This window comes from Isoptericola sp. NPDC056605 (assembly GCF_042792795.1).
In the GTDB taxonomy this organism is placed as follows: domain Bacteria; phylum Actinomycetota; class Actinomycetes; order Actinomycetales; family Cellulomonadaceae; genus Isoptericola.
The window spans coordinates 27,164-39,424 of sequence record NZ_JBHTVT010000027.1; the positions used below are offsets into that span (position 1 = coordinate 27,164).

13 protein-coding genes are annotated in these 12,261 nt (G+C 72.2%); all 13 read left to right on the forward strand.

The features are described 5' to 3' along the window. Positions 1–204 precede the first annotated feature (204 nt). The 13 genes from rpmE to atpD all read left to right on the forward strand — a co-directional run bounded on the left by rpmE (position 205) and on the right by atpD (position 12,148). Positions 205–414, forward strand: a complete 210-nt coding sequence (gene rpmE / locus ACFQ8Y_RS20455) for a 50S ribosomal protein L31 (RefSeq protein ID WP_430552481.1) — start codon at positions 205–207, stop codon at positions 412–414. A 175-nt stretch (positions 415–589) separates the two neighbouring features. Next, positions 590–1,684 (forward strand): peptide chain release factor 1, encoded by a 1,095-nt coding sequence (gene prfA / locus ACFQ8Y_RS20460; RefSeq protein ID WP_430552480.1) that lies wholly within the window; start codon positions 590–592, stop codon positions 1,682–1,684. After that, complete coding sequence (gene prmC / locus ACFQ8Y_RS20465) at positions 1,677–2,717, forward strand: peptide chain release factor N(5)-glutamine methyltransferase (protein WP_430586584.1); 1,041 nt, start codon at positions 1,677–1,679, stop codon at positions 2,715–2,717. Before prfA ends, prmC begins: the two co-directional genes overlap by 8 nt. A gap of 4 nt (positions 2,718–2,721) precedes the next feature. After that, on the forward strand, positions 2,722–3,471 hold the full coding sequence (locus tag ACFQ8Y_RS20470; protein WP_430586585.1) for an L-threonylcarbamoyladenylate synthase: 750 nt from the start codon (positions 2,722–2,724) through the stop codon (positions 3,469–3,471). Beyond that, positions 3,468–4,715 carry an MraY family glycosyltransferase gene (locus tag ACFQ8Y_RS20475; RefSeq protein ID WP_430564723.1) on the forward strand — a complete coding sequence of 416 codons (1,248 nt, stop codon included), beginning with the start codon at positions 3,468–3,470 and terminating at the stop codon, positions 4,713–4,715. Before ACFQ8Y_RS20470 ends, ACFQ8Y_RS20475 begins: the two co-directional genes overlap by 4 nt. Further along, positions 4,712–5,179, forward strand: a complete 468-nt coding sequence (locus ACFQ8Y_RS20480) for a hypothetical protein (RefSeq protein ID WP_430552476.1) — start codon at positions 4,712–4,714, stop codon at positions 5,177–5,179. The genes ACFQ8Y_RS20475 and ACFQ8Y_RS20480 overlap by 4 nt, the downstream gene beginning before the upstream one ends. Before the next feature lie 364 nt (positions 5,180–5,543). Then, positions 5,544–6,227, forward strand: coding sequence for a F0F1 ATP synthase subunit A (atpB, locus tag ACFQ8Y_RS20485; protein ID WP_430552475.1), 684 nt, complete (start codon positions 5,544–5,546; stop codon positions 6,225–6,227). 101 nt (positions 6,228–6,328) lie between these two features. Further along, on the forward strand, positions 6,329–6,559 hold the full coding sequence (locus ACFQ8Y_RS20490) for an ATP synthase F0 subunit C (RefSeq protein ID WP_079569652.1): 231 nt from the start codon (positions 6,329–6,331) through the stop codon (positions 6,557–6,559). 2 nt (positions 6,560–6,561) lie between these two features. Then, positions 6,562–7,161 (forward strand): F0F1 ATP synthase subunit B, encoded by a 600-nt coding sequence (locus ACFQ8Y_RS20495; protein WP_430552500.1) that lies wholly within the window; start codon positions 6,562–6,564, stop codon positions 7,159–7,161. Next, positions 7,161–7,976: a F0F1 ATP synthase subunit delta gene (locus ACFQ8Y_RS20500; protein WP_430586586.1), complete on the forward strand. Its 816-nt coding sequence runs from the start codon at positions 7,161–7,163 to the stop codon at positions 7,974–7,976. The genes ACFQ8Y_RS20495 and ACFQ8Y_RS20500 overlap by 1 nt, the downstream gene beginning before the upstream one ends. Positions 7,977–8,056: 80 nt before the next feature. Next, positions 8,057–9,685, forward strand: a complete 1,629-nt coding sequence (gene atpA, locus ACFQ8Y_RS20505; RefSeq protein WP_429767007.1) for a F0F1 ATP synthase subunit alpha — start codon at positions 8,057–8,059, stop codon at positions 9,683–9,685. 2 nt (positions 9,686–9,687) lie between these two features. Next, a complete protein-coding gene (locus ACFQ8Y_RS20510; RefSeq protein WP_430564725.1) occupies positions 9,688–10,587 on the forward strand; it encodes a F0F1 ATP synthase subunit gamma in 900 nt (299 codons plus the stop codon). Between the two features lie 79 nt (positions 10,588–10,666). Beyond that, entirely contained in the window at positions 10,667–12,148 is a 1,482-nt protein-coding gene (gene atpD, locus ACFQ8Y_RS20515; protein WP_430552472.1) for a F0F1 ATP synthase subunit beta, read from the forward strand. Positions 12,149–12,261: the final 113 nt, after the last annotated feature.

Here is a 12,261-nt window from a genome sequence, read left to right on the forward strand (position 1 = left end):
GTTCACCACCCCCCGCCGGGCGGGCTTCCGGTCCCACCCCCGGGGCGTTGGGTTCCTCCGGGGGGGGGCGCGGGCCCCGGGGGGCCCCGCCCCACGGGCGATGTCCGGGGCGCGTCCGCGTTCTGGCACAATGGTTCGTCGGCCTTCCGGTTCACGGCCCGCTGTCCTGCGGGGCGACCCGGCGGCATCACACCAAGGAGCATCATGAAGTCCGGTATCCACCCCGAGTACGTCGTCACCCAGGTGTCCTGCACCTGCGGCAACACGTTCACGACCCACAGCACCGCGACCTCCGGCAAGATCAGCGTCGAGGTCTGCAGCGCCTGCCACCCGTTCTACACGGGCAAGCAGAAGATCCTCGACACCGGTGGCCGCGTCGCCCGCTTCCAGGCGCGCTACGGCAAGAAGAAGTAGCTGCCTGACAGCGCCGGTGGTCCGCCCGACAACCTCTCCAGGGGCAGTCGGACGACGGACCACCGGCGCTTCTGCTTTGCCGAGGGAGTTTCGCCACCCGTCGAGGCAGTGCGTGTCCCGGTGAGGTGGTCCGCGCCGGGCCCGACGCGGCCTCGCGCCCGGACCGGGAGTACCCATGACCGACTCGTTCGCCGCCGCGCGGCCGCTGCTCGACGAGCACGCCGAGATCGAGCGCGCGCTGGCCGACCCGGCCGTGCACGCGGACGCGGCGCGCGCCCGCTCGCTCGGGCGCCGCTACGCCGAGCTGAACCAGGTCGCCGCGGCCTACCGGGCGTGGGAGCAGGCGCGCGACGACGCGGAGGCGGCCGCCGAGCTCGCCGCGGAGGACGAGGCCTTCGCCGCGGAGCTGCCGGCCCTGCGCGCGGCGGCGGACGACGCCGCCGAGCGGCTGCGGCGCGTGCTGGTGCCGCGCGACCCCGACGACGCGCGCGACGTCATCCTCGAGATCAAGGCGGGGGAGGGCGGCGACGAGTCGGCGCTCTTCGCCGGCGACCTGCTGCGCATGTACCTGCGGTACGCCGAGCGGCGCGGCTGGGCCACGCAGGTGCTCGACGCGACGGAGACCGAGCTGGGCGGCTACAAGGACGTGCAGGTCGCGATCAAGGCGCGCAGCGTCTCCGACCCCGCCGAGGGCGTGTGGGCCAGCCTCAAGTACGAGGGCGGCGTGCACCGCGTGCAGCGCGTGCCGGTCACGGAGTCGCAGGGGCGCATCCACACGTCGGCCGCCGGCGTGCTGGTGCTGCCCGAGGTGGACGACCCGGGCGAGGTGGAGATCGACCAGAACGACCTGCGCATCGACGTCTACCGGTCGTCGGGCCCGGGCGGCCAGTCGGTGAACACGACCGACTCCGCGGTCCGGATCACGCACGTGCCCACGGGGATCGTCGTGTCGATGCAGAACGAGAAGTCGCAGCTGCAGAACAAGGAGCAGGCGATGCGCGTGCTGCGCGCCCGGCTGCTCGCGGCGCAGCAGGAGGCCGCCGCCGCGGCCGCCGCCGACGTGCGGCGCTCCCAGGTGCGCACCGTGGACCGCAGCGAGCGGATCCGCACCTACAACTTCCCGGAGAACCGCATCGCGGACCACCGCACCGGGTACAAGGCGTACAACCTCGACCACGTGCTCGCGGGCGACCTCGACCCGGTGGTGCGCTCGGCCGTCGACGCCGACGAGGCGGCGCGGCTCGCAGCGGCCGGCGGACCCGGTGCCTGACGCCGTGCCCGGCGCCGTGGCCGACGAGGTGCCCCGCACCGCGGCTGCGGCGCTCCGCTGGGCGACCTCGCGCCTCGGGGCGGCGGGCGTGCCGAGCCCGCGCGTCGACGCGGAGGCTCTGCTCGCCCACGCCCTCGGCGTCGACCGGGCGGAGGCGCGGCGCCTCGCCGTGCTGGACCGTGCCCTGCCGGACGGCGCGGGCGACCGGTTCGCCGCCGACGTCGCGCGGCGCGCCGCCCGCGAGCCGCTGCAGCACCTCACCGGCGTGGCCCCCTTCCGGCACCTGGAGCTCGCCGTCGGGCCGGGCGTCTTCGTGCCGCGGCCGGAGACGGAGCAGGTGGCGCAGGTCGCGATCGACGAGGCGGCGCGCGTCGTGGCCCGGAAGGGCACGGCGGTCGTGGTCGACCTGTGCACCGGGTCCGGAGCCATCGCCCTGGCCGTCGCGACCGAGGTCCCGGGCGCCCGCGTGCACGCCGTCGAGCTGGACGCCGCTGCCCACGGGTGGGCGAGCCGCAACGTCGCTGCCGCGACCGGCGACCGGCCGGACGCCGTCGTCCACCTGCTGCGCGGCGACGCGCGGACCGCGCTGCGCGAGCTGGACGGCACCGTCGACGTCGTCGTCTCCAACCCGCCGTACGTGCCGCCGGGCGCGGTGCCGCGCGACCCGGAGGTGGCCGACCACGACCCGGCGGTCGCGCTCTACGGCCTGGGCGACGACGGGCTGGAGGTGCCGCGCGGCGTCACCGCCGCCGCGGCGCGCCTGCTGCGCCCCGGCGGGCTGTACGTCATGGAGCACGCCGAGGTGCAGGCCGCCGCGGCGTGCGCGATGGTGGCGGGCACGACCGTGGGCACGACCGTGGGCACGACCGTGGGCACGACCGTGGGCACGGCCGGGTTCGGCCCGGTGAGCACGCGCGACGACCTCACCGGCCGGCCGCGGATGGTGGTGGCGCGCCGCTCCGACCGGGCGCCCGAGCGCCCGTCCCCGCACCCGGACGTCCGGCCGGCGGCCGGTCGAACCGTGACAGACTGAGCCCGTGAGCAGCGTGCACGACGTCACCGACCCGAACACCTGGGGCCCTGCGATCGACGAGGCGGTGAACACGGTCTCGCGCGGCGGCCTGCTGGTGCTGCCGACCGACACCGTCTACGGGATCGGCGCCGACGCCTTCGACGCGGAGGCCGTCGCGGCCCTGCTCGCGGCCAAGGGCCGCGGGCGCCAGATGCCCCCACCCGTCCTCATCCCCGACGTGCGCACGCTCGACGGCCTCGCCACCGAGGTCCCGGACGACGCGCGCAAGCTTGCCGAGGCGTTCTGGCCCGGCGGGCTCACGATCATCCTGCAGGCCCAGCCGTCGCTGCAGTGGGACCTGGGGGAGACGCACGGCACCGTCGCGCTGCGCATGCCCGACCACCCGGCAGCCCTGGCGCTGCTGCGGCGCACGGGCCCGCTCGCGGTGTCGAGCGCCAACGCCACCGGCAACCCGGCGGCTCTCGACGTCGTCGACGCGCAGGCGCAGCTCGGCGACGCGGTGACCGTCTACCTCGACGGCGGCGACGCGCCCGGCGGCGTCGCGTCGACGATCGTGGACGCCACCAGCGAGCGGCTGCGCGTGGTGCGCCAGGGCGCGATCACGCTCGAGGCGCTCAACGAGGTCGCGCCCGTGCGCGGCGTCGACGAGCCCGTCGAGGAGCCCACCGCCGACGCGCCCGAGGCCGACGACGCGAGCACGCCCGACCGGACCGAGGAGCACGGCTCCGCACCCGCGGAGGAGTCCGCCGGGTGAGGGCCTATCTGCTCCTGCTGCTCGTCGCGGCGGCGGTCACGTACCTCGCCACGCCGGGCGCGCGGTGGGTCGCCCGCCGCACGAACGCGATCACCGCGGTGCGGGCGCGCGACGTGCACGTGCAGCCGACGCCCCGGCTCGGCGGCCTGGCGATGCTGCTCGGCATCGTCGTCGCGGTGGTGCTGGCCTCGCAGATGCCGTTCCTCGCGGGCGTCTTCGAGACGGGGCCGCAGGCGTGGGGCATCGTCGGCGGGGCCGTCATCGTCTGCCTGCTCGGCTGGGCCGACGACGTGTGGGACCTGGACTGGATGACCAAGCTCGCCGGGCAGGTGCTCGCGGCGGGGTTCATGGCCCTGCAGCAGGTCCAGCTCACGTCGCTGCCCACCCCGGACTGGCTGTTCATCACCTCGTCGAGGATCTCGCTGTTCCTCACGATCCTGGTGGTCGTCGTGGCGATGAACGCGGTGAACTTCGTCGACGGCCTGGACGGTCTGGCCGCGGGCCTGATGGCGATCGGAGGCTCGGCGTTCCTGCTCTACACGTACGGGCTGACCCAGCAGGCGACGCCGGAGAACTACGCCAACCTCGCGACGCTCATGATGGCCGTGCTGGTGGGGGCGTGTCTCGGCTTCCTGCCGCACAACTTCTTCCCGTCGCACATCTTCATGGGCGACTCCGGCTCGATGGTGCTCGGCCTGGTCTTCGCGGGCTCGGCGATCACGATCACGGGGAACGTCGACCCCGTCTCAATGGGCGCGACGCTCTCCGGGGCGCAGGCCGTGCCGCTGTTCATCCCGCTGCTGCTGCCGGTCGCGGTGGTGCTGCTGCCGCTGCTCGACATGGCGATGGCCGTGGTGCGCCGCCTCGCGGCCGGCAAGTCGCCGTTCCACCCCGACCGCATGCACCTGCACCACCGGATGCTGGCGCTCGGCCACTCCCACCGGCGCGCGGTGCTCATCCTGTACGTGTGGGCCGCCGTCTTCTCCTTCGGGGTGGCCGCGCTCGTGCTGTGGGACTGGAAGGCCGTGCTGGCGGGCCTCGGCGTCGCCGTGGTGGTGGCGCTGCTCCTCACGCTCGGCCCGCTGCGCACCCGGGGCCGCTTCCTGGACGACGACGTCGCCACCGGCAGCCACCCGACGGTCGCGGTGGCGCAGCCGGCGCCCGCGGCCCCCCGATCCCCGACCCCGCCCCCGGCCGCTCCGGCCGCGCCCACCCTGACGACGCACGAAGGACGCCACCGATGACGACGCCCGACACCCCTGGCCCGACGCCCGACCCCGCCGCCGGCGCCGCGGGCGAGCACGCCACCGACGCCGAGCGCCGGGTGCTGCGGACCGCGCTGCGGGACACGCTCCTGCTGGTCGGCGTGCTGGTGGTGCTGGGCGGCGGCATCGGCCTGCTGGTCGCCGGCCTGCCCGGGCTGTGGGGCGCCCTGGTGGGCGCCGCGATCGCGGCCTTCTTCTGCGCGACGACGATCTGGTCGATGATGCGCACCGTGGGGTCGAGCCCCGCGCGCATGGCGGCGTTCGTCATGGGCGCCTGGGTGGCCAAGATCGTCGTCCTCATCGTCGTGCTGGCGCTGCTCCAGGGCGCCACGTTCTACGCCCCGTGGGTGCTGATCGCCGTGCTCGGCGTGGGCGCGATCGGGTCCGCGCTGCTCGACTACCGCGCCGTGAACAGCGGACGCGTGCCCTACGTGCAGCCCTGACCGAGCCTTCCGGCCGAGCCTCCTGACCAGGGTGCTTGCGCCGGGCGACCATCCGTCGCCGGGGGCAACATCGTGCGCTTCTTCACAAGCCGCGAGATCTGGCCGGAAATTATGCTCCGGGATGTCGGAGCACCTGTGAACATCCGGTAGGCTGTCCGCGAATCCATGACGGCCAGGTCCGATGGCGTGCCCTCCCAGGAGTGGAGCGTCCGGACCGTACGACCTCCGGGAGAATCCCCTGTCTACGCCAGCGATCCCCCTGCTGCTTGCCGCCGAAGGCGGTGGCTTCCAAGCGCCGACGATCGCGGACTTCTTCCCGCCGGCCATCTTCTTCGAGGGCACGCCCTTCGAGTTCAACCGGATCATGCTGGTCCGCGTCATCATGGCGGCCGTCCTGCTGCTGGTCTTCTGCCTCGCCGCGCGTCGCGCCCGGCTGGTGCCCGGCCGGTTCCAGAACGGTGTCGAGATGGTCCTCGACTTCGTCCGCAACTCGATCGCCATCGAGGTGCTGGGCCAGGAGAACGGGCGCAAGTACTTCAAGCTGCTCGCGACCATCTTCTGCACGGTCCTCGTGATGAACATCGCGGCCGTCATCCCGTTCCTCAACATCGCGGGCACCTCGGTGATCGGCCTGCCGATCGTGCTCGCCGCGTGGACGTACGTGATGTACCTCGGGGCGGGCGTCAAGGCGCACGGCGTCGGCGGTTACCTCAAGAACTCGCTGTTCCCCCCGGGCGTGCCGAAGCCGCTGTACCTGCTGCTCGTGCCGATCGAGGCGCTCCAGGTCTTCATCCTGCGGCCGGCGACGCTCGTCATCCGGCTCCTGGCCAACATGGTCGCGGGGCACCTCATGCTCGCGATCTGCTTCGCGGCCACGTCGTTCTTCCTCTTCGACTCGGCCGGCGCGATGAAGCTCTTCGGGGCGGGCACGTTCGTGGCCGGCGCGGCGTTCTTCTTCTTCGAGGTCTTCGTGGCCGCCCTGCAGGCGTACGTCTTCGCGATCCTCACCGCCGTGTACCTCAACATGTCCGTCGAGGCGGAGCACTGACCGTCTCGCGGTTCCCGGCCTAGCCGGACCAGATCCACAACTGCACCCCACGAAAGCGACGCCGGGCCACCGTGGTCCGGCGCCCAACGGAAGGAAACCCAGTGGACGTCACCACCCTCGCCGAGGTCACCGGAAACATCGGCACCGTCGGTTACGGCCTCGCGGCGGTCGGCCCCGGCATCGGCCTCGGCATCCTCATCGGCAAGACGATCGAGGGCATGGCTCGCCAGCCCGAGGTGTCCGGCCAGCTCCGTACCACGATGTTCATCGGTATCGCCTTCGTCGAGGTGCTCGCGCTCCTCGGCCTGGTGGCCGGCTTCATCGTTCCGTGATGATGACCTCTTCCCTGAACACCCCCGCGGTTCTGGCTGCCGAGGGGACCGAGCAGAACATCCTGCTGCCGCACACGCCGGACATCGTGTGGTCGCTGATCATCGTGATCATCGTCGGGATCGTGTTCTACCGGTACGTCCTGCCCAAGTTCCAGGCCGTGCTGGACGAGCGCACCGCGAAGATCGAGGGCGGCATCGCCAAGGCCGAGAAGGCCCAGGAAGAGGCCGCGGAGGCGCTGAAGGAGTACCACCAGCAGCTCGCCGAGGCCCGTGCGGACGCCGCGAAGACCCGCGAGGAGGCGCGCGCCGAGGGCACCGCCATCGTCGCGGAGCTGCGCACCAAGGCGCACGAGGAGGCCTCGCGCATCGTCGAGACCGCCCACCGCCAGATCGAGGCGGAGCGCCAGACGGCGGCCGTCTCGCTGCGCGCCGAGGTCGGCGAGCTGGCCACCGAGCTGGCGTCCAAGATCGTCGGCGAGTCGCTGCAGGACTCCGCGCGCCAGTCGCGCGTCGTCGACCGCTTCCTCGACGAGCTCGAGGCCGCGGGCGACGAGTCGCGCACGGCGGCGCCGGTCGGCAACTCGGTCGGCAAGGAGGGCTGATGCGGGGCACCAGCGGAGCATCCCTCGCGGCGGCGCAGGAGCGGTTCGACCCGGTCCTGCGGTCCGCCGGGGCCGACGCGAAGGCGCTCGGCGAGCAGCTGTTCGCCGTCGTCGCCGCCCTGGACGAGTCCGGGCCGCTGCGCCGGTCGCTCGCCGACCCGTCGCGCGACCCGGAGGACCGTGCGGCCCTGGCCGGACGCGTGCTGGCCGGGGGCTTCGACGAGCGGGTCGTGGACCTCGTCACGGGCCTGGCGCGGTCGCGCTGGTCCGGCGACCGGGACCTCGCGGACGCCGTCGAGCGTCTCGGGCTCGACGCCGTGCTGGCGTCCGCCGAGGCGCGGGGCACCCTCGAGACCGTCGAGGACGAGCTGTTCCGGCTGACCCGGGCGCTCGTCGGGCAGCGTGAGGCGCGCCAGGTGCTCTCGGACGGCAAGACCGACCCCGAGCGCCGCGCGCAGCTCGTCGACTCCCTGCTCACGGGCAAGGTCGACGACGTGACGCTCGTGCTCGCCCGTCGGGCCACGACCGCCCTCCGCGGCCGCCGCTTCGTGGCGACGCTGCTGTGGTACGGGGAGATCGCCGCCGAGCGTCGCCGCCGCCTCGTGGCCACGGTCACGAGCGGCAGCGTGCTCAGCCAGTCCCAGCAGGACCGGCTCGGCGGGCTGCTCGAGCGTGCCTACGGGCGCCCCGTGCAGCTCAACGTCACGGTCGACGCCGCCGTCATCGGCGGCCTGCGCATCCAGGTCGGCGCCGACGTCGTCGACTCCACCGTGCTGTCCCGCCTGGCCGACGCCCGTCGCCGGCTGGCCGGCTGAACCCCTAGGCCCAGCGCCGGCTCCGGTCGGCTACGCAGAACGTGAGGCCGCGCGATACGCGGCCACGACAGGAGAGAGCAATGGCTGAGCTGACGATCCGGCCGGAGGAAATCCGCGCCGCTCTGGACAGCTTCGTGAAGTCGTACGAGCCCGAGGGCGCGGTCAGCGAGGAGGTCGGCCGCGTCACCGTCGCCGCCGACGGCATCGCCTACGTCGAGGGTCTCCCCGGCGCGATGGCGAACGAGCTGCTGCGGTTCGAGGACGGCACGCTCGGCCTCGCCCTGAACCTGGACGTCCGGGAGATCGGCGTCGTCGTCCTCGGCGAGTTCACGGGCATCGAGGAGGGGCAGGAGGTCCGCCGCACCGGCGAGGTCCTGTCCGTCCCCGTGGGCGAGGGCTACCTCGGCCGCGTCGTCGACCCGCTGGGCAACCCGATCGACGGTCTGGGCGACATCGAGAGCGAGGGCCGCCGCGCCCTCGAGCTCCAGGCGCCCGGCGTCATGCAGCGCAAGTCGGTGCACGAGCCGCTGCAGACCGGCATGAAGGCGATCGACTCGATGATCCCGATCGGTCGCGGTCAGCGTCAGCTGATCATCGGCGACCGGCAGACCGGCAAGACCGCGATCGCGATCGACACGATCATCAACCAGAAGGCCAACTGGGAGTCGGGCGACCCGAGCAAGCAGGTTCGCTGCATCTACGTCGCCGTCGGCCAGAAGGGCTCGACGATCGCGTCCGTGCGCGGCGCCCTCGAGGAGGCCGGCGCGCTCGAGTACACGACGATCGTCGCCGCCCCGGCGTCCGACCCGGCGGGCTTCAAGTACATCGCCCCCTACACCGGCTCGGCCATCGGCCAGCACTGGATGTACCAGGGCAAGCACGTGCTGGTCATCTTCGACGACCTGTCGAAGCAGGCCGAGGCCTACCGTGCCGTGTCGCTGCTGCTGCGCCGCCCGCCGGGCCGCGAGGCGTACCCCGGCGACGTCTTCTACCTGCACTCCCGTCTGCTCGAGCGCTGCGCCAAGCTCTCGGACGACCTGGGCGCGGGCTCGATGACCGGCCTGCCGATCATCGAGACCAAGGCGAACGACGTCTCGGCGTACATCCCGACCAACGTCATCTCCATCACCGACGGCCAGATCTTCCTCCAGTCGGACCTCTTCAACGCCGACCAGCGCCCGGCGGTCGACGTCGGTATCTCCGTCTCCCGAGTCGGTGGTGACGCGCAGATCAAGGCGATGAAGAAGGTCTCCGGCACGCTGAAGCTCGAGCTGGCGCAGTTCCGTTCGCTCGAGGCCTTCGCGATGTTCGCGTCCGACCTCGACGCGGCGTCGCGCGGCCAGCTGGCCCGCGGTGCGGTGCTGATGGAGCTGCTCAAGCAGCCCCAGTACACGCCGTACCCGGTCGAGGACCAGGTCGCGTCCGTGTGGGCCGGCACCAAGGGCAAGCTCGACGACGTCCCCGTCGAGGACGTCAAGCGGTTCGAGTCCGAGATGCTCGACCACCTGCGTCGCCACACCTCGGTGCTCTCCACGATCGCCGAGACCGGCAAGCTCGAGCAGGACACCGAGGACGCGCTGGCCGCGGCCGTCGAGGACGTGCGCAACGGCTTCCTCAAGGCCGACGGCACCCCGCTCGTCGGCGGCGACGACGAGGGCGACTCCGCGGACGTCGAGCAGGAGCAGCTCGTCGTGCAGAAGAAGGCCTGAGCATGGCCGGTGGAGCCCAGCGCATCTACAAGCAGCGGATCAAGTCGACGCAGTCGCTGAAGAAGATGTTCCGCGCGCAGGAGCTGATCGCGGCCTCCCGCATCGGCAAGGCGCGGGCGCGCACCGCCGCGGCGTCGCCGTACGAGCGTGCCATCACCCGCGCGGTGTCGGCCGTGGCGACGCACACGTCGACCAAGCACCCGCTGACGAGCGAGCGCCACGACACGGACCGCGTCGCGGTCCTCGTGATCGCCTCCGACCGCGGCATGGCCGGCGCCTACTCGGCGTCGATCATCCGTGAGACGGAGCGCCTCGTCGCGCAGCTGCAGGGCGAGGGCAAGCAGGTCGCGCTCTACGCGACCGGCCGGCGCGCCGTCTCGTACTACGGCTACCGCGGGCGCCAGCTCGCGGGGCAGTGGTCGTACGGCTCGGACAGCCCGGACTCGGACGTCGCCGGCGAGATCGCCGACACCCTGCTCGGGGCGTTCCTCGCCCCGGCGGACGAGGGTGGCGTCGGTGAGCTGCACGTCGTCTACACGCAGTTCGTCAACATGGTCACGCAGCGGCCGCGCGTCGTGCGGATGCTCCCGCTCGAGGTCGTCGAGGGCGTCGCCGCACCCGGCGAGCACGAGACGTTCCCGCTGTACGACTTCGAGCCGTCGCCGGAGAGCGTCCTCGACGCCCTCCTGCCGCGCTACGTCCGCAGCCGCATCTTCAGCTTCATGCTCGACGCCGCGGCGTCGGAGCTGGCCGCGCGCCAGCGGGCGATGCACACGGCGACGGACAACGCCGAGGACCTGATCCGCACCTACACGCGCCTGGCGAACCAGGCTCGCCAGGCGGACATCACCCAGGAGATCAGCGAGATCGTCTCGGGTGCCGACGCCCTCGCGGCGTCATGACGCCGGCCATGGCAGCAGCCCAGCCGGCTCTGACGACCGTACTGACATCCGCAACGTTCCTTTCGAAGCGAGGCAAGCAATGACCGCCACCACCGTGGAAGCCCCGGTCGAGCACCAGAGCGGACCCGGCGTGGGCCGTGTCGCGCGCGTGATCGGCCCCGTCGTCGACATCGAGTTCCCCGAGGACGCGATCCCCGACATCTACAACGCCCTGACGGTCGACATCGACCTGTCGTCGCAGGGCGAGGGGGAGAAGTCCTTCACCCTCATGCTCGAGGTCGCCCAGCACCTCGGCGACTCCCTGGTCCGCGCGATCGCGCTGAAGCCGACGGACGGCCTCGTGCGCGGCGCCGCCGTCACCGACACGGGCGCGCCCATCAGCGTGCCGGTCGGCGACATCACCAAGGGCAAGGTCTTCAACGTGACCGGCGACGTCCTCAACCTCGCCGAGGGCGAGAAGCTCGAGGTCACCGAGCGCTGGCCGATCCACCGCAAGCCCCCGGCCTTCGACCAGCTCGAGTCGAAGACCGAGATGTTCGAGACCGGCATCAAGTCGATCGACCTCCTCACCCCGTACGTGCAGGGTGGCAAGATCGGCCTCTTCGGTGGTGCGGGCGTCGGCAAGACGGTCCTCATCCAGGAGATGATCCAGCGCGTCGCGCAGGACCACGGCGGCGTGTCCGTGTTCGCCGGTGTCGGCGAGCGCACCCGTGAGGGCAACGACCTCATCGCCGAGATGGAGGAGGCCGGCGTCTTCGACAAGACGGCCCTGGTCTTCGGCCAGATGGACGAGCCGCCGGGCACGCGTCTGCGCGTCGCCCTGTCCGCGCTGACGATGGCGGAGTACTTCCGCGACGTGCGCAAGCAGGACGTGCTGCTCTTCATCGACAACATCTTCCGGTTCACGCAGGCCGGCTCCGAGGTGTCGACCCTGCTGGGCCGCATGCCGTCCGCGGTGGGCTACCAGCCCAACCTGGCCGACGAGATGGGCCTCCTGCAGGAGCGCATCACCTCGACGCGTGGTCACTCGATCACCTCGCTGCAGGCGATCTACGTGCCGGCCGACGACTACACCGACCCGGCGCCGGCGACCACGTTCGCCCACCTGGACGCGACGACCGAGCTCTCCCGCGAGATCGCGTCGAAGGGTCTGTACCCGGCGATCGACCCGCTGACCTCGACGTCCCGCATCCTCGACCCGCGCTACGTGGGCCAGGAGCACTACGACGTCGCCACCCAGGTGAAGTCGATCCTGCAGCGCAACAAGGAGCTGCAGGACATCATCGCGATCCTCGGTGTGGACGAGCTCTCGGAGGAGGACAAGACGGTCGTCGCGCGTGCGCGTCGTATCCAGCAGTTCCTCTCGCAGAACACCTACATGGCGAAGAAGTTCACCGGCGTGGAGGGTTCCACCGTGCCGCTGAGCGAGACCATCGAGGCGTTCAAGAAGATCGCCGAGGGCGAGTTCGACCACATCGCCGAGCAGGCGTTCTACAACATCGGCGGCCTCGAGATGCTCGAGGAGAACTGGGCCCGGATCCAGAAGGAGTACGGGGCCTGACGGTCTCGTCCCGCCGCGTCGCCCCCCCCGGGGGGCCAGGCCCCCCCCGGGGGGCGCCCCCCCCCCCAGAAACCCCCCCCCACGGGAAAAAGGACAATGAAATGGGAAGGGGT